The organism is Clostridium sp. AUH-JLR23, assembly GCF_964238065.1.
In the GTDB taxonomy this organism is placed as follows: domain Bacteria; phylum Bacillota_I; class Bacilli_A; order Erysipelotrichales; family Coprobacillaceae; genus Allocoprobacillus; species Allocoprobacillus merdigallinarum.
This window is the reverse complement of sequence record NZ_CAXSKY010000007.1, coordinates 16,482-41,176: the sequence shown is the minus strand read 5'-3', so window position 1 is coordinate 41,176 and position 24,695 is coordinate 16,482. Positions and strand designations below refer to the sequence as shown.

The window sequence follows — 24,695 nt, the reverse complement described above, 5'->3', positions numbered from 1 at the left end:
TTTTAAGCGCTTTCAAACTATGTTATAATGAACATATGAAGAAGAAAGGAGTATGTGTATGGGTGGTTTAAAACAAGAGTATTTAGATAAAATTGACGCTATTGTTGATAAGCATAAAGATGAGCGTGGTCCCATGAAATTAATGCTTCATGATATTCAGGATGAACTTGGATATATTCCTTTTGAAGCAATGGAAAAAATAGCTGAAGCATTAAATGTTCCCGTTTCTAAAGTTTATGGTGTTGTGACATTTTATTCACAGTTTACAACAGAACCAAAAGGTAAACATATCATTTCTGTATGTTTGGGAACAGCCTGTTATGTCAATGGTGCTCAAACGATTTTGGATTTACTCTGTGAAATGACAGAATGTGAAGTCAATTCGACAAGTGAAGATGGATTATTTTCCATTGATGCCACACGTTGTGTTGGAGCCTGTGGTTTAGCTCCTGTTGTCAGTGTTGATGGCACTGTATTTGGATGTCAAAAACAACTGGAAGATTTGAAAATGCTGATTCTTGATTACTTAAAGGAAGAAGAACTATGTTGATGAAAGACATTATTGATATGCTGGATGCCAGGGTCATTTATATTGCTGATGAAAATATTTATGAAAAAAATTATGACAAGGGTTTTGCGACAGATTTAATGTCTGATGCTTTAGCATTATTGAAAAATGAAACTGAGGATGTTTTGTTTTTAACGGGTCTTTCTAATGTTCAGTCATTAAGAACTGCCGAAGTACTTGATTTAGATACTGTTCTTTTTGTAAGAGGAAAACCGATTGATTGTCATATTATCGAAACAGCAAAAGATTTGCATATCAATATCTTTCAAACGAATCAGACAATGTTTGAGGTATGTGGACAACTTTATAGACAAGGAATGAGATAATGAAAAAAGTTTATCAGGTAGAAAAAGATAATTATGAAGATGCTGGAAAAGTTTCTACAGATATTAAAAGAACTCTCAAATCTATTGGTATTGATCGCATTGTTCTTAAAGCTGTCGCAATTGCCTGTTATGAAGCAGAAATGAATATTGTCATCCATTCTGATGGTGGTACAGTTACTTTTGAAATTGATGATGAGGGATTGATTCAGCTCTTATTTGATGATATAGGACCAGGAATTGAAAATCTTGAATTGGCTCAAAAGCCAGGTTATTCAACTGCTTCTGCAAAAGCACGATCACTGGGATTTGGTGCAGGTATGGGATTATATAATATGAAAAGTGTAGCTTCTTCTTTTGAGATGACATCTTCAAAAGAGGGAACACATATTCGCATGACATTTCAATGAAACCTGTTATCCATTTTTTAGGTGATCACTGCACAAGTTGTATTAAATGTGTCAAATCGTGTCCTACAGAAGCTATATCTATTATCAATGGAAAAGTTGTAATTGATGATACACACTGCATTCATTGCCATGTCTGTGTTCAATCATGTCAACATAAACAGTTAAGAATAAGAGAAGTCAATCTGGAAAAAGCATTTCAACAACATGAGTATAATATTGCGTTAATACCAACATCAATACTTTCAGATTTTCAAAAATTCGATGAACTTAAAGATTTTGTTTATGCGATAAAAGAATTTCATTTTGATGAAGTTGTTCAATATAGTGATATTGAAGGACAACTTTATCAACAGGCATTACAGGATAGTTTAAACTCATCTCAGGTGATGCTGACATCATTTTGTCCAACCATTAACAGATTAATTAAGCAGGAATATCCAACATTGATTGATCATCTCTTGCCTTATGATTATCCAGTCGAAATTGCGGCTAAACGTTTAAGAGAAAAATACAAGGGAAAAGATATAGGAATCTTTTCACTCTGTGAATGTGTAGGTAAATTAACACTTGCGAAAGAACCGCTTGGGAAAATGGATTCACAGATTGATTATGCTTTGAGTATTTCTAGAATGTTTCCTCATTTTAATAAACGAAAAGGGAAAGGCAAGGAAGAGATGACTATAAACGCAGATGGTATCAAAAGTAATGTCAGTGATTTATTTGGTGATCATCGTTTATCTGTGATGAGTGTTGAAGGATTATCTCAGATTCGTATGGTTTTAGATTTGATTGAATTTGATCAGTTAAAACATATTCAGCTGATTGCCCTGTATCATTGTTATCAGGGGTGTATTGGTGGCTATTATTTATGGAATAACCCATTTGAAGGACGTTTTCGTATTGAAAGTATGGTATCTCAATGTGATGCACCTGCTGTTGCATTAAAACATAATGAATATTTTAAAAAGCGTCGTGTCAATGAACAAAAACAAACTTTTAAAGAACGTATGGCCTGGTTTCATAAAGTCAATGCCATTTTAGAAACTTTGCCACAATACGACTGTGGCAGCTGTGGCTTTGCCAATTGTCGTAGTCTGGCTATGCGCATTGCCAGTGGAGAAGTGGATGATTCATTGTGTCGTGTTAAAAAGAAGGTGAAATGATGAAAGTCAAAGAGATATTACAATTACCTTTACAATCTATTAATGATGTTTCTTTCAATCAGGATATTCAGGATGTTTATATTGGTGATTTATTGAGTGTTGTCATGGCAAGTGGTCAAGAAGGTATGTTATGGTTAACTGTACAAAAGCATTTGAATGTGATTGCGATTGCTGAATTGCATGATTTTGCAGGAATTGTCTTTGTTCAAAATAACTATCCTGACAGGCAAACGATTCAAAAAGCAACGGATCTACAAATTCCATTATTTGTCAGTCAACAGGATGCTTTTCATCTTGCTAAAGAGCTGATAGCTTTAGGTTTATAGTATGTATTATGATTTACACATTCATTCTGCCTTGTCACCTTGCAGTGATGACACAATGACAATTCATAATATTTTCAATATGGCTTATATCAAAGGGTTAGATCTTATTGCGATTACTGATCATAATTCTTTAAAACAACAATATTATTTAGAAAAAGTGATTCAAAGTCCCATATTAGAAGGAAAGATCAACTTTATACATGGTGTAGAATTACAAAGCATTGAAAACATTCATATGTTAGCGTATTTTCAAAGAGGCACAGATTTAAAACCTATTCAACAGTGGATAGAACAGCATCTTATCAAACAAGAAAACGATCGCCAATATTATGGCCATCAATATATATTTGATGTCAATGATGAGATTGAAGATGAAGAACAATATTTATTATTGAATTCTTTACGTTTAAATATTTATGAAATTGTAGAAGCTATTCATCGTTTTCAAGGGATTATTATTTTAGCGCATGTACTGGCTCAAAAATATGGCATTTATGAAGTTTATCATGGGATACCAGAAGACTTAGACTATGATGGTATCGAAGTGACATGCTTAAAAGAATATCATGATTTAAAAAAACTGTGTCCAAATGTCAAAGATGAATATGTTTTTATCAATAGTGATGCTCATCAATTGGAAGATATTCAAGAACCTATATATACCATTGATGAAGATAAATTAAAGAGATTATGGAGTCAAAGAATATGCAAGAAATCGCTATGACCATTTTAGATATTGTTCAAAATTCTATACGTGCTGGTGCTCATTTGATACACATATGGATTGTGAATAGTCAAAAAGAAAATAAAATTCATATTGAAGTTCGTGATGATGGTTGTGGTATGAATCATGACACATTACAAAAAGTGATTGATCCTTTTTATACAACACGAACAACACGTTCTATTGGTTTAGGAATTCCGATGTTTAAAGAAAGTGTGGAAATGACCGGTGGATATTTCTTTATTGATTCAAAAGAAAACAAAGGAACAACGATTATTGGTGAGTATGTCAAAAATCATATTGATACACCACCAATGGGAGATTTAGTGGAAACAGTTGTTTCCTTGCTTCAATATGATGAACATATAGATTATTGTTTTCGTTACCAGGAAGATGATAGGGAATTTGTTTTAGATACACAGGAAATTAAAGAATTGCTTGAGGATGTTCCTATTAATCAACCTGAGATTATACTTTGGTTAAAAGATTATATAAAGGAGGGTATGTGGAAATGAAGTCATTAGATGAATTAAAGAAGATTAGATATGAGGCTAAAGAGAAAATGGCTATGCGCGGCAGTGGTGATCAGGATTATCGTGTTGTCGTTGGTATGGCCACTTGTGGTATTGCGGCCGGAGCACGACCTGTTTTAAATACACTTGTTGAAGAAGTCGCAAAAGCCCATTTACCTGTAACGGTTATGCAGACTGGCTGTATTGGCATGTGTGCTTTAGAACCCATTGTAGAAGTCTTTGATAAAGATAATCATAAGACAACTTATGTATTGATTGATGCTAAGAAAGCAAAGGACATTGTTTTACGTCATTTGATACATGGAGAAGTGATTGAAGAATATACAGTCGGACAATATTCAAAATAGGAGGGTAGAAAATGCCATATAAGAGAACACAAGTTTTAGTTTGTGCTGGAACCGGTTGTACAATTGGAAATTCAGGCGAATTAATTGAAGAATTTGAAAAAGAAATCAAATCAATGGGACTTGATCGAGAAATAGAAGTCTTAAGAACAGGATGTTTAGGTTTATGTGGAGCAGGACCTAATATTTCCATTTATCCAGATAATATTATTTATAAAGGTGTCAAAAAAGAAGATGTGAAAGAAATCGTTATGGAACATCTTTATAAAGGAAGACCTGTTCAGCGCCTTATGTTGAATGAGGCTGATCAGGAAACAAAAGAAATTTATGATATTAATCATACACGTTTTTATGCCAAACAAAAGCGTGTTGCTTTGCATAACTGTGGTGTCATTGATCCTGAAAATATTGAAGAATATATTGGACAGGATGGTTACTTTGCATTAGGACAGGTTTTATCACAAATGACACCTCAGGAAGTTGTCGATGTGATTAAAAAGAGTGGTCTAAGAGGACGTGGTGGAGGAGGTTTTCCAACGGGCTTAAAATGGCAGTTTGCGCTTGATGAACCTGGTGAAGAAAAATATGTCATTTGTAATGCCGATGAAGGAGATCCTGGTGCTTTTATGGATCGTTCTATTTTGGAAGGAAATCCTCACAGTGTGATTGAAGCCATGATTATTGCAGGCTATGCGATAGGAGCGCATTATGGATATATTTATATTCGTGCCGAATATCCTATTGCAGTAGAACGTTTAAAAACAGCGATTGCTCAAGCTAAAGAATTAGGATTATTAGGAAATAATATTTTTGATTCTGGTTTTGATTTTGATTTGGAAATTCGTTTAGGAGCAGGGGCATTTGTCTGTGGAGAAGAAACAGCTTTGATTCAATCTATTCAGGGTGAAAGAGGAATGCCTATTTCTAAACCACCATTTCCAGCTCATAAAGGGGTTTGGGGAAAACCAACGATTATCAATAATGTTGAAACCTTTGCTAATATTGCGCAAATCATTTTAAATGGTGCTGACTGGTTCCGCTCTATAGGAACAGAATCATCACCAGGTACAAAAGTTTTTGCCTTGGGTGGAAAAATTAGCAATACAGGATTGGTTGAAGTCCCAATGGGAACGACGCTTCGTGAAGTGATTTATGAAATTGGTGGAGGATGTCTAAATCATAAGCGTTTTAAAGCTGTTCAGACAGGTGGACCATCTGGAGGTTGTTTGACTGAGGACCAATTGGATACACCTATTGGTTTTGATGAACTTGTTAAATTAGGATCTATGATGGGTTCTGGTGGAATGATTGTTTTAGATGAAGATAACTGTATGGTGGATGTAGCGAGATTCTATATGGACTTTATCGTTGATGAGTCATGTGGAAAATGTACACCGTGTCGTGTGGGAACAAAGCGTATGTTAGAATTGCTTGAACAGATCTGTGATGGTCAGGGAACAATGGAAACATTGGATGAGCTTGAAACATTAGCAATGACTATTAAAGATACAGCTCTTTGTGGACTTGGACAATCAGCTCCTAATCCAGTTCTTTCAACCATTACACAATTTAGAGATGAATATATCGCTCATATTGTGGATAAACGCTGTCCTGCTGGAGTATGTAAGAAATTGCTTCGTTATGAAATTAATAAAGATGAATGTCGTAAATGTGGTCTTTGCGCAAGACAATGTCCTGTGGGGGCTATTAGTGGAAAGATTGGAAAAGAAGTCTTTGAAATTGATCCAGAAAAATGTATTCGCTGTGGTCTATGTATGAAAGCATGTCACTTTAAAGTCATAGAAAGAAAGTAGGTGTAGATATGTCAAAAATAAAAATAACAATTAATAATAGAGAAGTTGAAGCTTATGAAGGACAGACAGTTCTTGAAGCTGCCAAAAATAATGGCATTCATATTCCTACTTTGTGCTATTTAAAAGATGTCACTGGAACAGGAGCCTGTCGTGTCTGTCAAGTAGAGGTAGAGGGGGCCAAGACATTATGTGCGGCCTGTGTTTATCCTGTGCGTGATGGTATGGTCATTAAAACCAATTCGCAACGTGCCTTGGATGCCAGACGTAGAGTTGTAGAACTGATTGTATCTAATCATTCTAAAGACTGCTTATCATGTATTCGTAATACCAATTGCGAATTACAGCGTTTGTGTCAGGAACTTGGTGTCAGAGAAGATGCATTTGCTGGTGAAAAGAGTGAACCAACATTTGATACCGTATCACCAGGTATTGTGAGAAATACATCTAAATGTGTTTTGTGTGGACGTTGTGTTGAAACATGCCTGAAAGTTCAGGGATTAGGTGTTTTAGGTTATATGAATCGTGGTTTTAAAACTAAAGTTGCGCCTATTTATGATAAAAGCTTTGATGATGTCAACTGTATGCAATGTGGACAATGTATTAATGTCTGCCCTGTTGGTGCTTTGCATGAAAAAGAAGAAATTCATTATGTTATTGAAGCCTTAAATGATCCACAAAAGCATGTTGTTGTACAAACCGCACCAGCAGTGCGTGGAGCTTTAGGTGAAGAATTTGGAATGCCAATTGGTACAAGAGTGACTGGAAAAATGGTACATGCCTTAAAATTAGTTGGTTTTGATAAAGTTTATGATACGAATTTTGGTGCAGATTTAACAATCATGGAAGAAGGATATGAATTTTTAAATCGACTACAAAATCAGGGCACTTTACCAATGATTACATCTTGTAGTCCAGGATGGGTCAACTATGTTGAACATGAGTATCCAGATTTACTTGATCATCTTTCTACTTGTAAATCACCACACATGATGCTAGGAGCAATGGTAAAATCTGTTTATGCTGAGGCAAAGGGAATTGACCCTCGTGATATTTATGTTGTTTCTATTATGCCTTGTGTTGCTAAAAAGGGTGAAAAACAGCGAGCTGAGAATAAAACATCTCCATATCAGGATGTCGATGCCGTTTTAACAACAAGAGAACTTGCGAAACTTATCAAGATGTTTGGTATTAATTTTAGAGATTTAAAAGATGATGATTTTGATCAGGATCTTTTTGGTGAATATAGTGGTGCAGGCGTTATTTTTGGGGCCAGTGGCGGTGTTATGGAAGCTGCTTTAAGAACAGTAGCTGATATCTTAGCTCATGAAGACCTTTCCATGATTGATTATCATGCTGTTAGAGGGGTAGAAGGAGTAAAAGAATCAACGATTAAAATTGGTGAACAGACGCTAAAAGTTGCTGTTGCGCAAAGTATGGCACTTGCTAAACCACTATTAGATGATATGAGAAATGGTGTTTCTCCATATCACTTTATTGAAATTATGGGATGTCCAGGTGGCTGCATTAATGGTGGTGGACAACCATATGTCAATGCAACGATTAGAAATAGTGGATTTAATTTCAAACAGGCCAGAGCCAAAGCTTTATATGATGAAGATATTTCATTACCTGTACGTAAATCACATAAGAATTCACAAATACAGAATTTATATAAAAACTATTTGGGTGAACCAAATAGCGAAAAGGCTCATCACTTGCTTCATACTCACTATACTAAAAAAGCAAGATTTAAATAATTAATGGAGGCTTTTATGAAGAAGTTAATGAATATATGTTTATGTATGATGACAAGTTTATTGATGGTGGGATGTCATCAGGAAAGGAGTGCTGTTCATATTTTATGTCCAACTGGAGCGCCTTCACTTGCACTGGTAGGTGAATATGAAAACATTACAAAAGATGGGAACATTCAGTTGGTTGATGGAACTGATCAGCTTATTGCTGAATTGACAAAAGCTGATAGTGAATATGACATCATTATAGCGCCTATTAATTTAGGGACACAGTTGATTGCTAAAGGACAAACAGATTATCGTTTACAGAGTGTATTGACATGGGGAAATCTTTATTATGTAGGAACATCACAAGATGCCCTCGAAAAAACAGGAGAGTTAGCTTTGTTTGGAGAAGGAGCAGTGCCTCAAAAGATTGTAGAAACAGTTGATATTCAAACACAGCTTGAACCACATTATTATTCATCAGCAACACTTGTTCAACAAAAATTATTATCAGGACAGGTGGAAGTAGGAATGCTGGCTGAACCTCTTGCCAGTGCGACTATTGCGAAAGCGAAGCAATCAGGAATGAATTTATCTGTTCTTGTTGATTTACAAAAAGAGTATGGAACACAAGGATATCCTCAAGCAGCCATGTTTGTCAAAGAAGGATATCAAAATGATGAATTATTCCAGGCTATTCAAGACTTTACAGAAAACAATTATCCTGATTTAAAAGAAAAACTGGAAAGTATTGGTATTGATCAGTTAGGTTTGCCTAGTGTTGATATAACAGTGGCCTCTATTGAACGTCAAAATGTCCATTATGTTGAAGCACATCAATGTGAAGATGAAATCAAACAGTTCCTTGAACTCTTCAACATCACTTATAGCTCTGATATGTTAGTATCATGAAAAGAAAATTAACGACAGTTTTTATTCTCCTTATTTTATGGCAGATGGCTTCCTGGATGATTCAAAAGGAAGTCATCTTGCCATTTCCTGGTGATGTTTTGATGCGTATGGGCAGTTATTTGTTTAACAAGTCATTTTATATCGCTATCTTCTATACAATGATTCGTATTCTCATCAGTTTTGTTGTGGCTATGGGGATAGGAATCACTTTAGGCATATTCAGTGGTCTTTATTCATCCTTTCGTCAGTATTTACAGCCGATAATGACTTTACTTCAGACTATTCCACAAATTGGCTATATGCTTATATTACTGGTATGGGTTGATAGTGATTTATCTTTATTATTGATTATCTTTTTTATGTTAATGCCAATCTTTTATTTCAATACTATGCATGGAATGATGCATATTGATAGTGATTTACAGGATATCATCACCTTGTATCATCATCCTTTGTACTATAATCTTCGTTATGCCTATTTACCATTGATTAAAGGTTATATTTTATCAGCTGTTGAGACATGTTTACCATTAAGTTTTAAAGTCGGTGTCATGGCAGAGGTTTTTGTTTCAGCCCAACATGGGATAGGCAAGCAATTATATCTGGCTAGGGTTCAAATTGATATGATTGGTATTTTTGCATGGATTTTATGGATGGTCATCATTGTTTGGATGCTGACAAAATTTTCAACACTTATTATGGGGTGGATTCAAAATAAAAATAAAAAATAGCGAATGTTTATGAAAATAATGTCCATACTCTTGATGAGGTGAAAATATGGATTTTAAAAATAGTCAGACAAAAGATAATTTAATGCGTGCTTTTGCAGGTGAATCACAAGCGAGAAATCGTTATACATTTGCGGGAGGATTGGCAGCCAAGAAAGGTCATCATATGTTGGCAGATGTCTTCTATTTTACAGCCAATCAGGAAAAGGAACATGCTGAAATTTTCTACAACCATTTAAAAGAGTTAACAGGTGAAACGATTGTGATTGATGGAGGATATCCTGTTGATACTTATGATGATGTCTTATCATTATTAAAGAGTGCCAGACATAATGAATATGAAGAATATGAAGATGTCTATCAGAATTTTGGAGCGATTGCAAAAGAAGAAGGTTTTCATAAGATTGCACAGGATTTTTTCAATATTGCTGAAATTGAAAAAACACATGGTGATCGTTTTGAAAAAATGGCGACGTTGTTGGAAAATGGACAACTTTATGCATCCAAACAGCCTTGTTATTGGATGTGTCTGAATTGCGGATTTATTTTTGAAGGAACACGTGCCCCTCAATTATGTCCAGTTTGTTCACATGATCAAGGTTATTTTGTCAGATTAAAAGATGCTCCATTCACTTGTGAAATAGAGCAGTAATAAAGAGAAAGAATATCTTGTTGATATTCTTTTTTTAATAGAATGATGTTAGAGCTATACTCTTATTTTTATTTAGTATATAATAATATTAATACTGTTTAAAAAGGAAGGGGGAACTATATGAAACTTATATTACATTATCTCAAAAGATATAAAAAGTTATTGATTTTAAATATTATATCTGTCTTTGGCTTTGCTTTGGTTGAATTAGGTTTACCAACAATCATTGCCAATATGATTGATAATGGGGTTACCAATCAAAATGTGGAATATCTTTATTCTATGTGGTTTCTAGCGATTGTGATTTCAATCATTGGGGTGGCAGGAACTATTGTTTTAGGATATTGCTGTGCGAAAATTTCAACATCTATTACAAGAGATATGCGAAATGATATTTTTAGTCATATTCAAACATTTTCACCACATGAATTTAATCATTTTGGGATTTCATCATTAATTACACGTACAAATAATGATGCTTTTCAAATTCAGCTGTTTGTCAATGTCATCTTGAGAACAGCTTTATTAACACCAGTTATGGTTATCATTAGTGTTTTTATGACAATGCGTACATCATTGGAACTCTCTTTGATTATTGCCGCAACATTACCAGTGATTGTTGTAGGGGTTATCGTTGTAGCCAAAATATCAGAACCAATGTCACAAAAACAGCAGTTATCATTGGATCGTTTAAATCGTATTACAAGAGAGAATTTATCAGGCTTAAAGGTCATTAGAGCTTTTAATAATGATGCTTATGAACAAGCTCGTTTTAATCAGACAAATGATGAATTTACAAGTTATACAAGAAAGATTTTTAAACTGATGCTTTTAACACAGCCCATCTTTTATTTTTTAATGAATTTGGTTACACTTGTTATTTTTTATGTAGCCAGTCATATGATTGATGCTGGAACATTACAGGTTGGAAAACTCATTGCTTTTCAGGAATATCTTTTCCATGCCATGTTTTCAATGATGTTGTTTTGTAATGTGTTTGTGATGTATCCACGTGCCGCTGTTTCAGCGAAACGTATTATGAGTGTTTTATCAACGCAAAGTGATATTAAAGATCATGTTTTACAAACACCACAATCTTCAACGTCTCAACATCATTTATCTTTTCGAAATGTGACTTTTGCTTATCCTGATGGTGAGGAAGCTGTTTTAAAAAACATCTCTTTTGAAGCCCATGAAGGAGAAACGATTGCTTTTATTGGAAGTACAGGATCTGGTAAAAGTACACTGATTAATCTGATTCCACGTTTCTATGATATCAGTAGTGGAGAGATACTTATTGATGGTATTGATATACAGGATTATCGTATTGATGATTTGAGAAATAAAATTGGTTTTATTCCTCAAAAGGCTATGTTGTTTACAGGAACAATAGCTGAAAACTTACGTTATGGAAAGGCTGATGCAACTTTAGAAGAGTTAGAACATGCTGCTAAAGTTTCTCAAAGCTATGATTTTATTATGGAAAAACCAAATGGTTTTGATGAAATGATTACAGAAAGTGCAACGAATGTTTCAGGAGGACAAAGACAACGTTTAAGTATTGCGAGAGCTTTAATTAGAAAACCTGAGATTTATATTTTTGATGATTCTTTTTCGGCTCTGGATTATAAAACGGATGCCATTTTACGTCATGCTTTAAAAGAAGAAACGCAACATTCTATTGTTTTCATTGTTGCTCAAAGGATTTCAACGATTAAAGATGCTGATCAGATTATTGTATTGGATGAGGGGCAAATTGTGGGGCATGGAAAACATAAGGAACTTTTACAGACATGTCCTATTTATCATGAAATTGCTTTATCACAACTCAGTGAGGAGGAATTGAACTATGAGTAAAAAATGGCAGACATTTAAAAAATCAGTCCAACAGATTTCTCCGTTTTTATCGCCCTATAAGTGGGAATTTATTATCGCTATATTCATGATTGTTGTGACATGTTTTGCATTATCTGTTGCACCTATGATTGAAGGAATGATGACTTCATTATTGATGGAAGATGCGATGGCTATGATGAATAATGTGCCAGGAGCACATGTTGAATTTGATCGTGTGATTCATATTATGGTGATGTTGTTTGGCATTTATTTATTAAAGACAATATCTCAGTCTATCACAATTACAGCCTTGACAAATTCTATTCAAAGAACTATGCATGATTTGCGAAATGCCCTGCAAGAAAAGATTAGAAAATTACCTGTTAGTTATTTTGACAAACATAAATATGGTGATGTTTTAAGTCGTATTACAAATGATGTAGATACACTTTCGAATGCCTTACAACAGACACTCACGGAAATCATAAGAGGTGTATTGATGCTGATTTTAGCTATTGTCATGATGGTGCGTATACATATTGTCATGACTTGCATTGTCTTATTGATTATTCCTGTGGCATTGATCATTACCAAGATTATTGTCAAACGTTCGCAAAAGAAATTCCAGGCCCAGCAGGATGCTTTAGGAAATTTAAATGGTGCTATTACCGAAATGTATGGTGGTTATCGAGAAATTCTTTTATTTAATAAACAACAAGATGCTATTAAAAAATTTAAAGATATCAATCAGACACTTTATCGTAATGCATTTCAGGCCCAATTTATGTCATCAATTATTTCGCCATGTATTTCTCTTGTGACATATATGGTTATTGGAACAATTGGTTTTGTTGGGAGCTTATTTGTTTTAAATGGCAGTATACTTGTAGGAGAATTGCAGGCTTTTGTCCGCTATATATGGCAGGTTAATGATCCTATATCTCAAGTCAGCAATTTATCTTCACAAATTCAATCGGCTTTTGCGGCTTTACATAGAATATCTGAAATTTTAAATGAAAATGAAGAAAAACCAGTTGAAAATCCACAAACCTTAACTCATGCAAAAGGGCATGTTCAATTTGATCATCTTTGTTTTGGATATCATGACAAAGAAGTTTTACACGATTTGAATATTGATATTCAAAGTGGACAGATGGTAGCTATCGTTGGACCAACGGGTTCAGGAAAAACGACTTTGATTAGTTTGTTGTTACGTTTTTATGATGTAACTTCTGGTAGCATTCGCATTGATGGTGTTGATATTCGACAGATTCCAAGAGAACAGTTACGTTCTATGTTTGGGATGGTTTTGCAGGATACATGGCTATTTCATGGGACTATTTATGAAAATATACATTATGGACGTTTAGATGCCAGAAAAGATGAAGTGATTGAGGCAGCTAGACAGGCTAATGTGGATCACTTTATCAGAACATTGCCAGATGGTTATGATATGATTGTAAATGAAGAAGCCAATAATATTTCTCAAGGAGAAAAGCAATTACTGACGATTGCCAGAGCGATGTTAAAAGATCCACAAATTATGATTTTAGATGAAGCAACATCATCGGTTGATACACGACTGGAAAAGAGATTACAGGATGCTATGCAAAATGTGATGAAAGGTCGTACAAGCTTTGTGATTGCGCATCGTTTATCCACAATTAAAAATGCTGATTTGATTTTAGTCATTAAAGATGGTTACCTTGTAGAACAGGGAAAACATGAAGAATTATTGGCTCAAAATGGGTTTTATAGTCAATTATATAATGCACAATTTGTAGAAGAGTAAGGTAGTTGTATTCAACTGCCTTTTTTTTGTGAAGAAAAATAATTTTTCATGAACTTCTTTTACAAATGATAGGAAGTTGTGTATAATGTTTTCAACAAGGAGATAGATTTATGGATATTCATGTCATTAAACAACAATCTAATCAGTTATATCAAAAATATAAAAAACAGATTATTCCTGAATTTTTCTATGTTGGATATGTTGGAATTTTAGCACAATATTTAAGAAGTGGTATTTTCTCTTTTTTTGTATCACTGTTTTTATGTCCAATAAGTCATGGTTATGTGAAATGTGCAATGAAACTGGTTGATGAAGAAAAGCCGGTTCTTGATTATCATGATTCATTGAATGGTATTTTCTGTTTTCCCAAAGTAGCTCCTGCATATTTAATGCGTAAAGCTATTATTGTTTTGTGTACGTTTATATGCTTTTTACCATCTTTTTTGGCAATTCATGAATTGATACCAGAATTTTCTATTGAATGGTTTTCGTCATTGGGGAATACATTAATACAAACAGAATATTTTGTACCTCAATTTGAATATATAGCATTGATTTTACAAAATATATTTCTAGTTGGTAATATTCTGATCTGTATTGCCGTTTATCTTTTTTTAACAGCATTATTTATGCCTGTTCCTTATATGATGGAATTAGAAGAACTTTCATGGAGCGAATGTATGAGCTATTCAATTCAATTGATGAAAACAAGAATTTTTCAATTTGCTCATCTGTATATATTATATATTTTACGTCATGCCTGTTATTGGGTTATAACTGGTTGTATTGTTTTATGGATTGGACATTTAAATGATATTTTGATGTTGTTTTGTATTGTGACATCTTTATTTTTATATATTGAAGTTTTTAAAGGAAGATTTGAAATCGCAAAATACTTATTTTATAAGGAAATGAGGAATGAGTATCATGAGAGAGATTAAAAATATCAAAAAAGTCATTATTAAGATTGGTTCATCATCATTGTGTCATGCCAATGGTTATATAGATCAACAAAAGATTTTGTATTTAGTGATGCAAATAGCGCAATTAATTGAACAGGGAATGACAGTTGTGGTCGTTTCTTCAGGTGCCATCAGTGCTGGAATGGGGGCTATGAAATTAGAGAAAAAACCTGAAACGTTACCACAAAAACAGGCTTTAGCGGCTATTGGACAGGCACAGCTGATGCAGATTTATGAAGAAATATTTCAACTGTTTCACTTAAAATGTGCACAGGTTTTAGTGAACCATGATGATTTTGATCATCGTCAACGTCTTTTAAATCTTTCACATACAATGAATGCTTTAATTGATTATGGGGTTATACCGATTGTGAATGAAAATGATGCTTTGGCAGTAGATGAAATTAAAGTAGGAGATAATGATACTTTATCTGCATTGTTAGTACCTGTGATAGATGCAGATTTATTGATTTTGGTTAGTGATATAGATGGTTTATATACGGATAATCCTCATCATAATCCACAGGCTCAGCTTTTAAAATATGTTGAACAGATTGATGAAAAGATTGAAAACATGGCTTCCGGTTCAACTTCAAAATTAGGGACAGGTGGTATGGCTACAAAAATTAAAGCAGCGAAAATTGTGAATGATTATGGTAAGCATATGGTGATTGTAAATGGTCAAAAGAAAGAGAGTTTGTTGCATATTTTTGATGAGTGTGAGGAAGGCACATGGTTTAATGGGAAAACGGGGAAACATCTTAATGCGAAAGCTCATTGGTTAACTTATCGAACACAATCTAAAGGTGAAATTATTGTTGATGATGGGGCGTGTCAAGCTTTAAGGCATCATAAAAGTTTATTGCCTTCAGGCATTAGTGATGTTCATGGACAGTTTTTAGCGGAACAGGTTGTGGATGTTATGAATCAGCAAGGACAAAGAATTGCAAAAGGGATTGTACAGTATACAAGTTTTGAAATCGCATTAATCAAAGGACATCATAGTCAGGATATTAAAAATATATTAGAAAGTTATGATTATGATGAAGTGATTCATGCTGATAATATGGTTATATTAGGAGGTGAATCTCATGAATGAACAACTTTTCAAGCAATTGACACAGGCAAAACAGGCTAGTCGTCACATGATGACAATGAATACGCAATCTAAAAATCAGGCTTTAATAAAGATTGCTCAAGCTTTAAAAGACCATGTCTTAGAGATTATCAATGAAAATCAAAAAGATATAGAACATGCAAAAGCATCAGGAATGTCAGATGCGATGGTTGATCGTTTGTTGCTGAATGAAGATAGAATTGTTGCAATGGCAGATGATGTTTTGAAATTAGTAAGTTTAGATGATCCAGTTGGTGATATAATCAGAGAGATCAAAAGACCTAATGGATTGCTTATTAAACAAGTGCGTGTTCCTATTGGGATTTTTGGAATCATTTATGAATCTCGACCAAATGTAACAGTTGATATTGCCTGTCTATGTATCAAATCAGGAAATGTCTGTGTACTAAAAGGTGGTAAAGAGGCTATTCATTCTAATCGCATTTTAACAAAGCTTATGCGAGAAGCCATCAAAGAGACATTACCTGTTGATTGTGTGCAATTGATTGACTATGGTGGAAGAGAAATGGTTGATGAATTGATTCATGCTTATGGTTATGTGGATGTTGTCGTGCCACGAGGAGGAGCTGGCTTAATTCAACATGTTGTGCAAAATGCAACTGTTCCTGTTATTGAAACAGGCGCTGGAAATTGTCATTTGTATATTGATAAAGAAGCAGATCTGAAAAAGGCCATAGATATCACTGTCAATGCAAAGATTCAAAGACCATCTGTCTGCAATGCCATTGAAACCATTCTCGTGCATCAGGATATAGCGGGTACGTATTTGCCATTATTGTATGAGGCTTTTCATGAACGTGTTGACATACGTGGAGATAGTAAAGTTCAAAAGATTATTCCATGTCAGTTAGCTACATTAACAGACTATGCGACAGAATATGACGATTATATTGTGGCTGTTAAAATTGTGGATAGTTTACAAGAGGCTATTGAACACATTTATCAGTATTCTACTAAACATTCTGAAGCTATTATTACTGAAAATCAGGATACTGCCCATATGTTTTTAAATAGTATAGATTCAGCATGTGTTTATCATAATGCTTCGACACGTTTTAGTGATGGAGGACAATTTGGTTTTGGTGCGGAACTTGGTATCAGCACGCAAAAACTACATGCCAGAGGACCATTAGGTTTGTTAGAAATGACATCATATCAATATAAAATCTATGGTCAGGGACAAGTGAGAGAATAAAGAGTGAATCATGATGATTCGCTTTTTTATTGACAATACTTAGTATACTAAGTATAATGATGAGTACGCTAAGTAATAGGAGGGATTTGATGGAATATGATTGTTTTAGTGAAATGATGGAGGAGATGCGAGAGATTCATAAAATGATTCAAAAGTTAACCTCTCAAAAATGTCATCATTTAACAGTGGAACAGGCAAAATTGATTTTTTTGATTGCTCATCAACAGATGAATCAAAAAGAGATTGCACAGAAACTTCGTATTACTGAAGCTACGCTTTCAGTAAGGATCAAAAGATTGGTGGATATGGGGCTTATTGAAAGAAAGCTGAATGAAGATGATAAAAGACATTATTATATTGTTTTATCTTCTCAAGGAGAAGCAGTCATTGACGAGATGAAGAAAGATTTTCATCATGTTCATCAGATTGTCTGTAAAGGGATGACAGATGAAGATTATATGGCTGTTTTGAATGTTGTCAAAAAAATAAAAAGGAATTTAAAGGAGGAAATCAAGTGATTAAGTTACGAAAATTTGCATATAAGTTTTGGTTACCAATCATTTTGTGTATTGGATTTGTTTTTATTCAATCTCAATCAGAATTGGCCTTACCAGATTATATGAGTGATATTGTAACAAATGGGATACAAGCTGGTGGATTTGATACATCAATAGGTGATGTTTATAGTCAGGATACTTTTGAACATCTCTTGATTTTTGCTGATGACAAGCAAAAAGAAACGATTGAATCAAGCTATACTTTGACTTCTTACGACGATTTATCACAAGATATAAAAGATAAATTTCCAAAAATAAAGGATGCCTATGTACTTCATGATCTTTCTCAAAAAGAAACAGAAGAATTAGAAAGTGCATTAATGAAACCTATGTTAATGGTTTCTGCCATTGATTCAATGGATCCCAATTCAAAGGAATATCAGCAACAATTTCAAAATATTCCTGAGGGGATGGATATTTATCAGGTTTTTGAAATGATGGATGAACAGACACGTCATCAGATGACAGAGAAAATTGATGCCCAAATTGAGACAATGGGTGAATCAACAATGCTTGTCGCTGCAGGTAATGGTGTTAAAAATGAATATATGGCTTTAGGAGCAGATGTTGACCAGATACAGACACAATATATTTTTGTAGCTGGGTTAAAGATGTTAGGCATTGCATTATTAGGCTCTTTAGCAGCTATGGCTTCAGCCTTTTTATCTTCAAGAGTAGGTGCTGGGTTTGCGAGAGATTTAAGACGAGCAGTTTTTAAGAAAGTTGAAAGTTTTTCAAATAGCGAGTTTAATAAATTTTCAACAGCTTCATTAATTACACGTACAACTAATGATATTACACAAGTTCAGATGTTAATGATTATGTTATTGAGAATTGTATTGTTTGCACCTATGATGGGAATTGGTGCATTAATCAAAGCCTTTACGCATTCATCATCAATGACATGGATTATTTTAATGATTCTCATTGTCATTACACTTGTCATTATGGTTTTGATGAAAGTTGTTTTACCTAAGTTTAAGGTCATTCAGTCTTTGATTGACAGATTGAATTTAACAATGCGTGAAAATTTAACTGGAGTTTTGGTTATTAGAGCTTTTGGAAATGAAAAGCACAGTGAAGAACGTTTTGATAAAGCTAATGATGATTTAACAACTGTTAACTTATTTGTTAACCGCGCTATGGCAACATTAATGCCAATCATGATGTTTATCATGAATTTTGCGACTGTTTTGGTTGTTTGGGTTGGTTCTCAACAATTAGATTTAGGAAATATTGCGATTGGAGAAATGATGGCCTTTATTCAATATGCAATGCAAATTATTATGTCATTCTTATTTATTGCGATGATTTTCATTATGATTCCTCGTGCCAGTGTGGCAGCCGATCGTGTTTATGAAGTCTTATCAACAGAATTAACAATTCAAGATCCAAAACAACCTGTTGAATTTGATTCACAACAAAAAGGTGTTGTTGAATTTAGGGATGTTTCATTTCAATACCCTGGGGCTCATGAAGCTGTTTTGAGTCATATTAGCTTTACAGCTAAACCTGGACAGACAACGGCTTTTATTGGTTCAACGGGTTCAGGAAAGAGTACATTAATCAATTTGATTCCTCGTTTTTATGATGTCACTGCAGGTGAGGTTATTGTTGATGGTGTCAATGTCAAAGATGTAAACCAACATGATTTAAGAGAACGTATTGGTGTTGTTCCTCAAAAAGGAGTCTTATTTTCAGGAACGATTCGTTCCAATTTAAAATATGGCGCTCATGATGCTACTGATGAAGAATTAAATGAAGTCATTCGTGTGGCTCAGGCAAAAGAATTTGTTGATGCAAAACCACATGGTTTAGATGAAGCTATTTCACAAGGTGGAACAAATGTGTCTGGAGGACAAAAACAACGTTTAGCTATCGCCAGAGCTTTAGCAAAAAATCCAGAAATTCTTATTTTTGATGATAGTTTTTCAGCATTGGATTTTAAAACAGATGCTATTTTAAGAAAAGAATTAAGTCAATTGATGGAAAAAAATCAAAATACTGTTTTGATCGTTGGACAAAGAATCGCTTCTATCATGGATGCAGATCAGATTATTGTTTTAGATGATGGAAAAATTGTTGGAAAAGGAACTCATGATGAATTGATGAAAAATTGTCAGGTTTATCAGGAAATTGCTTATTCACAACTTTCAAAGGAGGAATTAGCCAATGCCTAGAGGACATATGGGTGGTAGACAGATGTCTAATGAAAAAGCTAAGGACTTTAAGGGAACAATTAAAAAATTGTTTGCTCATTTACGACCTTATTATGTGAAATTTATATTTATTTTTATATTTGCTGCGGGTTCAACTGTTTTTTCAATCTTTGGACCAAAAGTTTTAGCTCAAGCCACAGATAAATTGAGCGAAGGAATTATGGCGAAAGTCACACATACTGGTGGTATTGATTTTGATGCTATTTTCCAGATTCTCTTTTTCCTGGTTTGTATTTATTTATTAAGTGCACTTCTTAATTATATACAAGGATTTTTAACTTCTGGTATTTCTCAAAAAGTCGCTTATGATTTTAGAAAAGAAATTTCTGAAAAAATGGATCGTTTGCCACTCAGTTATTTTGATACACATTCGAGTGGTGATACATTATCACGTGTAACAAATGATGTCGATTTGATTGCTCAATCATTGAATCAGAGTTTAACACAAATCGTGACATCTTCAGTAACGGTTATTGGAATTTTTATCATGATGCTGACAATCAGTATTCCAATGACATTATTAGCATTATGTGTGTTACCTGTTTCTATGTTTTTCATGTCAAAAATCATGAAAAGAACACAAAAATACTTTATTTCTCAACAGACAAGTTTAGGGAATGTCAATGGTCATATTGAAGAAATGTATGGTGCTCATCAAGTTGTCAAAGCCTTTAATGGTGAAGAGGATTCTGTTGCCAGATTTGAAGAATATAATGATGATTTATATAATTCAGCTTGGAAGTCACAATTCTTTTCAGGTTTATTACAGCCACTGACAACATTTGTTGGAAATATTGGATATGTTGGTGTCTGCTTATTAGGTGGATTTTTAGCAACAGGAAATATGATTTCTATTGGAGATATTCAGGCTTTTATTCAGTATGTGCGTCAATTTAATCAGCCTATTACACAATTGGCTCAAATCATGAATCAATTACAATCTACTGCCGCTGCTGCTGAACGTGTTTTTGAATTTTTAGATGAAACAGAAATGGAAGAAGAACACGCTTTAGTTACAAGTGAACAAGTTAACCATATGCAGGGAAGTGTCACTTTCAATCATGTTCAATTTGGTTATACGCCAGAAAAAACCATTATCCATGATTTCTCTATGCATGTTCATGCTGGACAAAGTGTGGCTATTGTTGGACCAACGGGTGCAGGAAAAACAACCATTGTGAAATTGTTGATGCGTTTCTATGAATTGAATGGTGGACATATTTTAGTTGACGGTGAAGATATTACTCATTTTGCTAGAAGTGATTTAAGAAGTCTATTTGGAATGGTCTTACAGGATACATGGCTATTTGGTGGAACAATCCGTGAAAATTTAAAATATGGAAAATTGGATGCTACAGATGAAGAAATGTATGAAGCTTGTCGTTTGGCGTATGCTGATCATTTTATTAATACATTGGAAGATGGATATGATACCATCATTAATGAAGAATCTAGTAATATATCTCAAGGTCAAAAACAGTTATTAACGATTGCGAGAGCTTTCCTTGCTAATCCTAAGATATTAATATTAGATGAAGCAACATCATCTGTTGATACCAGAACTGAAGTTTTAATTCAGCGTGGTATGGATAAATTAATGGAAGGAAGAACATGTTTTATTATTGCGCATAGACTTTCTACAATCAAAGATGCTAATACTATTATTGTAATGAAAGATGGAGATATTGTTGAATTAGGAAATCATGAGTCATTATTGGAAAAAGGTGGCTTCTATGCTGATCTTTATCAGTCACAATTTGAATCTAGTCATGAATAACTTACTCGTTTTGAGTAAGTTTTTTATATTAATTTTTAAATTATCTGTGAAGGATGAAGGAATGTTGTATTGGAATCTAAATATAGAAGAACGGTGGGAATGGGTATAAAGATAAAATCTTTATGTTTAAGATTGGAAAATATTTTAGCGAGAAATAGGATATATGTAAGACAAATAGATTGAAATAAAGAAATTGTAATTTATATCTAGAAAGCTTTTTTTGTGTTTAAATCTAACTTCAATTAAATGTTGGTAATTGATTTTAACTCCATAAAAACGGTGTTAAAGCCCTTTAAAATAAAACATGATATTTTCATCAGTGCTATACTTATATCGAGGTGAAGATATTATGACTGATAAAATGTTTAATGATATTATTGATTCCATTATCAATAATGCAACTGATGATGAAATTGAAATCATTAGAGAAAAGCTCAATAACCATATCATCAATCATATCTATGATGATGAAGTGCATAAGGAACTGTCAGATGAATTTGATAGTTCCTTTTGCCCTCACTGCGGTCATGATCATATCATTAGATATGGCAAGGATAAAAATGGAAATCAAAGATATTTATGCAAACATTGTCATAAGACTTTCTCGCCCATGACAGGAACTTTGTTTTCATATTCAAAGAAAGAAGCCTATCAATGGTATCTGTATATGGAATCACTCTTTCGTGGTGATACCATTGTACAGTCTGCTCATATTGCAGGTATATGCGAACATACATCTCTTGTGTGGAGACATAAGATACTGAGTGTATGTGCTTCTCTCACGGCTGAAGATCGCATACTAGATGGAGTTGTTTACCTTGATGAAAAACTTTCAGATGTTAAACATCCTGGAATAACAGTTGAAGATAAAGAATCAAAGAAGAAAAGAGGAATCAGCGATCAGAAGAGAAACATTGTCTGTGCCATAGATGAACACAACAATAAAGTGATACAGGTATCAGAAAGAGGAAGAATACATACCAAGAATCTCTATGAAATATATAAAGACAAAATTCCTTCACAATGTACAGTTGTCAGTGACAGCCTTCGCTCATATCATGGACTGATGAAAAAGTTAGGGGTTAAATGGATTAAGATTGCATTCGTCTATTGAATTGTTTTTGCATGGATATAGAGGGATATCAGACAAGTATTTAAAGAACTACATTGGACTATATAAGATGAAAGATTAAAATAAGAATTATTATGACAAAACGACTTTCAAGGGAATATACAAGAAGATTATGAACTCTATATGTGAGTTAAGATACAAAGATTTTATATATGAATTCTCATTTAAGACCATATAATTGATGTATTTCAAATATATTTACCAACATTTATCTAGGGTTAGATTTTTTGGATAAAAAAGATTAGGTAGAAGGATGTTTAAGATGTATGCATTTAGTAAAATTATATAATTTTACTAAATGCATACATCTTTTTATAAAAAATACTTATAATAAGTAAATAAAATAAAGATTTTAGTAAAATAATAGTAAAAATAATAGTAAAATAAGTAAAAAAATATTGAAATTTTATGTAAAAATAATTATAATAAAAATGGATATAAAACATCGATGATATCGTATCTAATATTGATAAAAAAGGAGAAAATTATGTATCAACAATTTATGGACTTCATGTCTGAAAAACTGCTGCCTATAGCAACAAAGATTGGATCACAAAAACATCTTGTTGCTCTTCGTGATTCTTTTATAGCAACTATGCCTGTTGTTATGACTGGATCAATCGCATTATTACTCAATGCATTTCTATCTGATTTTCCTTCTGAATTTGGGTGGACTCAAATTACAGAAACATTTCAATGGTTAATTGCAATTAATGGATTGATTTTTAATGGAAGTTTAGCCATTGTTTCGTTAGTATTTATTTTTGCTTTAGGTTATAACATCGCAAAAGTTTATGAAACTGATAAATTATCTGGTGGCCTGGTAGCCTTGGCATCTTTTGTTGTGTCATTGGGAACATCTATAACTCAAACATTCTCATTATCTGCAATAGATCATGGTTTGGCTGAAATGATTAATAAAGTCACAGGATTATCATATGTGGATGGTCAGCTATCTGTAACAATCAGTGGACTTATTCCAGGAAATCAAATAAATTCACGTGGGTATTTTACTGCAATTGTTATTGGTTTTATCGCTGTAGTTATTTTCAGCAAATGTATGCAAAAGAAATGGACTATTAAATTACCGAACTCAGTACCGCCAGCAATCGCAGTTCCATTTACTTCTATTATTCCAGCATTTATTGCCATGTATATTGTTGCTATAATTACATATGCTTTTAATTTGATGACAGGGCAGTTGATTATTGATTGGATTTATGATGTATTACAGACGCCTTTATTAGGTTTATCTCAAAATCCATTGTCTATTATTATGGTTGCTTTCTTGACTCAGTTGTTTTGGTTTTTTGGTATTCATGGTGGCAATGTTATGGCACCAATTATGGAAGGTGTTTTTGGAGTTGCTCTTTTAGCAAATTTAGAGGCTTATCAATTAGGAAAGGATATTCCGTATTTATGGACAAGTGTTTCATATGGAGCTTTTGTCTGGTATGCAACATTAGGACTTCTTATTGCAATATTCTGGCAATCTCGAAATAAACATTACAGAGAGGTTGCAAAGTTAGGAATTGCGCCTGTACTCTTTAATATAGGTGAACCTGTTATGTATGGTTTACCAACGGTTTTGAATCCACTTATGTTTATTCCATTTTTACTTTGTCCTATTGTTTTATCAACAGTAGCATATGGTGCAACAGCGTTAGGGTTAGTGTCACCTGTTACACAAAATGTGACTTGGGTAATGCCACCAGTATTATATGGATTCTTTGCAACTGGTTTTGACTGGAAATCAATTATACTGTCACTCATTAATTTAGGTTTGGCAATTGCTATTTATTTACCTTTTGTTAAACTTGCAAATAATCCAAAATTTGAAAAATTATAAAG

Annotated in this window: 23 protein-coding genes; all 23 read left to right on the top strand. The window is 33.5% G+C overall.

Going from position 1 to position 24,695, the window contains the following annotated elements; all coding sequences use genetic code 11:
* Positions 1-58 precede the first annotated feature (58 nt).
* Positions 59-550: an NAD(P)H-dependent oxidoreductase subunit E gene (locus ACESR5_RS04905; protein WP_087243277.1), complete on the top strand. Its 492-nt coding sequence runs from the start codon at positions 59-61 to the stop codon at positions 548-550.
* Positions 544-894 carry a hypothetical protein gene (locus ACESR5_RS04900; RefSeq protein ID WP_087304046.1) on the top strand — a complete coding sequence of 117 codons (351 nt, stop codon included), beginning with the start codon at positions 544-546 and terminating at the stop codon, positions 892-894. The genes ACESR5_RS04905 and ACESR5_RS04900 overlap by 7 nt, the downstream gene beginning before the upstream one ends.
* Entirely contained in the window at positions 894-1,301 is a 408-nt protein-coding gene (locus tag ACESR5_RS04895) for an ATP-binding protein (RefSeq protein WP_373154512.1), read from the top strand. The genes ACESR5_RS04900 and ACESR5_RS04895 overlap by 1 nt, the downstream gene beginning before the upstream one ends.
* Entirely contained in the window at positions 1,298-2,464 is a 1,167-nt protein-coding gene (locus ACESR5_RS04890; RefSeq protein WP_087304044.1) for a [Fe-Fe] hydrogenase large subunit C-terminal domain-containing protein, read from the top strand. Before ACESR5_RS04895 ends, ACESR5_RS04890 begins: the two co-directional genes overlap by 4 nt.
* On the top strand, positions 2,464-2,790 hold the full coding sequence (locus tag ACESR5_RS04885) for a hypothetical protein (protein ID WP_087243273.1): 327 nt from the start codon (positions 2,464-2,466) through the stop codon (positions 2,788-2,790). Before ACESR5_RS04890 ends, ACESR5_RS04885 begins: the two co-directional genes overlap by 1 nt.
* A 1-nt stretch (position 2,791) precedes the next feature.
* Complete coding sequence (locus tag ACESR5_RS04880; protein WP_191340764.1) at positions 2,792-3,514, top strand: PHP domain-containing protein; 723 nt, start codon at positions 2,792-2,794, stop codon at positions 3,512-3,514.
* Positions 3,496-4,029, top strand: coding sequence for an ATP-binding protein (locus ACESR5_RS04875; protein WP_087243271.1), 534 nt, complete (start codon positions 3,496-3,498; stop codon positions 4,027-4,029). Before ACESR5_RS04880 ends, ACESR5_RS04875 begins: the two co-directional genes overlap by 19 nt.
* Entirely contained in the window at positions 4,026-4,394 is a 369-nt protein-coding gene (locus tag ACESR5_RS04870) for a ferredoxin (RefSeq protein WP_087243270.1), read from the top strand. Before ACESR5_RS04875 ends, ACESR5_RS04870 begins: the two co-directional genes overlap by 4 nt.
* A gap of 11 nt (positions 4,395-4,405) precedes the next feature.
* Positions 4,406-6,205: an NADH-ubiquinone oxidoreductase-F iron-sulfur binding region domain-containing protein gene (locus tag ACESR5_RS04865; RefSeq protein WP_373154509.1), complete on the top strand. Its 1,800-nt coding sequence runs from the start codon at positions 4,406-4,408 to the stop codon at positions 6,203-6,205.
* A gap of 8 nt (positions 6,206-6,213) precedes the next feature.
* Positions 6,214-7,962 (top strand): NADH-dependent [FeFe] hydrogenase, group A6, encoded by a 1,749-nt coding sequence (locus ACESR5_RS04860; RefSeq protein ID WP_373154507.1) that lies wholly within the window; start codon positions 6,214-6,216, stop codon positions 7,960-7,962.
* 15 nt (positions 7,963-7,977) lie between these two features.
* Positions 7,978-8,856: a hypothetical protein gene (locus tag ACESR5_RS04855; RefSeq protein ID WP_191492603.1), complete on the top strand. Its 879-nt coding sequence runs from the start codon at positions 7,978-7,980 to the stop codon at positions 8,854-8,856.
* Complete coding sequence (locus tag ACESR5_RS04850; RefSeq protein ID WP_373154504.1) at positions 8,853-9,587, top strand: ABC transporter permease; 735 nt, start codon at positions 8,853-8,855, stop codon at positions 9,585-9,587. The genes ACESR5_RS04855 and ACESR5_RS04850 overlap by 4 nt, the downstream gene beginning before the upstream one ends.
* Before the next feature lie 46 nt (positions 9,588-9,633).
* Positions 9,634-10,236: a rubrerythrin gene (gene rbr / locus ACESR5_RS04845; RefSeq protein ID WP_191492605.1), complete on the top strand. Its 603-nt coding sequence runs from the start codon at positions 9,634-9,636 to the stop codon at positions 10,234-10,236.
* A gap of 120 nt (positions 10,237-10,356) precedes the next feature.
* A complete protein-coding gene (locus tag ACESR5_RS04840; protein ID WP_087243264.1) occupies positions 10,357-12,093 on the top strand; it encodes an ABC transporter ATP-binding protein in 1,737 nt (578 codons plus the stop codon).
* Positions 12,086-13,864 carry an ABC transporter ATP-binding protein gene (locus ACESR5_RS04835; RefSeq protein ID WP_373154502.1) on the top strand — a complete coding sequence of 593 codons (1,779 nt, stop codon included), beginning with the start codon at positions 12,086-12,088 and terminating at the stop codon, positions 13,862-13,864. Before ACESR5_RS04840 ends, ACESR5_RS04835 begins: the two co-directional genes overlap by 8 nt.
* 110 nt (positions 13,865-13,974) lie before the next feature.
* A complete protein-coding gene (locus ACESR5_RS04830; RefSeq protein WP_373154501.1) occupies positions 13,975-14,805 on the top strand; it encodes a hypothetical protein in 831 nt (276 codons plus the stop codon).
* Positions 14,783-15,925 carry a glutamate 5-kinase gene (proB, locus tag ACESR5_RS04825; RefSeq protein WP_373154499.1) on the top strand — a complete coding sequence of 381 codons (1,143 nt, stop codon included), beginning with the start codon at positions 14,783-14,785 and terminating at the stop codon, positions 15,923-15,925. The genes ACESR5_RS04830 and proB overlap by 23 nt, the downstream gene beginning before the upstream one ends.
* A complete protein-coding gene (locus ACESR5_RS04820) occupies positions 15,918-17,159 on the top strand; it encodes a glutamate-5-semialdehyde dehydrogenase (RefSeq protein WP_373154497.1) in 1,242 nt (413 codons plus the stop codon). Before proB ends, ACESR5_RS04820 begins: the two co-directional genes overlap by 8 nt.
* 89 nt (positions 17,160-17,248) lie before the next feature.
* Positions 17,249-17,677, top strand: a complete 429-nt coding sequence (locus ACESR5_RS04815) for a MarR family winged helix-turn-helix transcriptional regulator (RefSeq protein ID WP_087243259.1) — start codon at positions 17,249-17,251, stop codon at positions 17,675-17,677.
* On the top strand, positions 17,674-19,896 hold the full coding sequence (locus ACESR5_RS04810; protein WP_373154496.1) for an ABC transporter ATP-binding protein: 2,223 nt from the start codon (positions 17,674-17,676) through the stop codon (positions 19,894-19,896). Before ACESR5_RS04815 ends, ACESR5_RS04810 begins: the two co-directional genes overlap by 4 nt.
* Positions 19,889-21,712, top strand: a complete 1,824-nt coding sequence (locus ACESR5_RS04805; protein ID WP_129737431.1) for an ABC transporter ATP-binding protein — start codon at positions 19,889-19,891, stop codon at positions 21,710-21,712. Before ACESR5_RS04810 ends, ACESR5_RS04805 begins: the two co-directional genes overlap by 8 nt.
* A gap of 349 nt (positions 21,713-22,061) precedes the next feature.
* Entirely contained in the window at positions 22,062-22,826 is a 765-nt protein-coding gene (locus tag ACESR5_RS04800; RefSeq protein ID WP_373154495.1) for a hypothetical protein, read from the top strand.
* A 505-nt stretch (positions 22,827-23,331) separates the two neighbouring features.
* A complete protein-coding gene (locus tag ACESR5_RS04795; protein ID WP_087298034.1) occupies positions 23,332-24,693 on the top strand; it encodes a PTS sugar transporter subunit IIC in 1,362 nt (453 codons plus the stop codon).
* The last annotated feature ends 2 nt before the right edge of the window (positions 24,694-24,695 follow it).

Bases quoted from the DNA above. Each gene is read 5' to 3' on its own strand.
- ACESR5_RS04905 (WP_087243277.1), top strand. From the start codon at position 59: ATGGGTGGTTTAAAACAAGAGTATTTAGATAAAATTGACGCTATTGTT.
- ACESR5_RS04795 (WP_087298034.1), top strand. From the start codon at position 23,332: ATGTATCAACAATTTATGGACTTCATGTCTGAAAAACTGCTGCCTATA.
- ACESR5_RS04855 (WP_191492603.1), top strand. From the start codon at position 7,978: ATGAAGAAGTTAATGAATATATGTTTATGTATGATGACAAGTTTATTG.
- ACESR5_RS04880 (WP_191340764.1), top strand. From the start codon at position 2,792: ATGTATTATGATTTACACATTCATTCTGCCTTGTCACCTTGCAGTGAT.
- ACESR5_RS04820 (WP_373154497.1), top strand. From the start codon at position 15,918: ATGAATGAACAACTTTTCAAGCAATTGACACAGGCAAAACAGGCTAGT.
- ACESR5_RS04865 (WP_373154509.1), top strand. From the start codon at position 4,406: ATGCCATATAAGAGAACACAAGTTTTAGTTTGTGCTGGAACCGGTTGT.
- ACESR5_RS04850 (WP_373154504.1), top strand. From the start codon at position 8,853: ATGAAAAGAAAATTAACGACAGTTTTTATTCTCCTTATTTTATGGCAG.
- ACESR5_RS04800 (WP_373154495.1), top strand. From the start codon at position 22,062: ATGACTGATAAAATGTTTAATGATATTATTGATTCCATTATCAATAAT.
- ACESR5_RS04900 (WP_087304046.1), top strand. From the start codon at position 544: ATGTTGATGAAAGACATTATTGATATGCTGGATGCCAGGGTCATTTAT.
- ACESR5_RS04830 (WP_373154501.1), top strand. From the start codon at position 13,975: ATGGATATTCATGTCATTAAACAACAATCTAATCAGTTATATCAAAAA.
- ACESR5_RS04885 (WP_087243273.1), top strand. From the start codon at position 2,464: ATGAAAGTCAAAGAGATATTACAATTACCTTTACAATCTATTAATGAT.
- ACESR5_RS04840 (WP_087243264.1), top strand. From the start codon at position 10,357: ATGAAACTTATATTACATTATCTCAAAAGATATAAAAAGTTATTGATT.
- ACESR5_RS04875 (WP_087243271.1), top strand. From the start codon at position 3,496: ATGCAAGAAATCGCTATGACCATTTTAGATATTGTTCAAAATTCTATA.
- ACESR5_RS04895 (WP_373154512.1), top strand. From the start codon at position 894: ATGAAAAAAGTTTATCAGGTAGAAAAAGATAATTATGAAGATGCTGGA.
- ACESR5_RS04890 (WP_087304044.1), top strand. From the start codon at position 1,298: ATGAAACCTGTTATCCATTTTTTAGGTGATCACTGCACAAGTTGTATT.
- rbr (WP_191492605.1), top strand. From the start codon at position 9,634: ATGGATTTTAAAAATAGTCAGACAAAAGATAATTTAATGCGTGCTTTT.
- ACESR5_RS04860 (WP_373154507.1), top strand. From the start codon at position 6,214: ATGTCAAAAATAAAAATAACAATTAATAATAGAGAAGTTGAAGCTTAT.
- ACESR5_RS04805 (WP_129737431.1), top strand. From the start codon at position 19,889: ATGCCTAGAGGACATATGGGTGGTAGACAGATGTCTAATGAAAAAGCT.
- ACESR5_RS04835 (WP_373154502.1), top strand. From the start codon at position 12,086: ATGAGTAAAAAATGGCAGACATTTAAAAAATCAGTCCAACAGATTTCT.
- ACESR5_RS04815 (WP_087243259.1), top strand. From the start codon at position 17,249: ATGGAATATGATTGTTTTAGTGAAATGATGGAGGAGATGCGAGAGATT.
- ACESR5_RS04870 (WP_087243270.1), top strand. From the start codon at position 4,026: ATGAAGTCATTAGATGAATTAAAGAAGATTAGATATGAGGCTAAAGAG.
- proB (WP_373154499.1), top strand. From the start codon at position 14,783: ATGAGTATCATGAGAGAGATTAAAAATATCAAAAAAGTCATTATTAAG.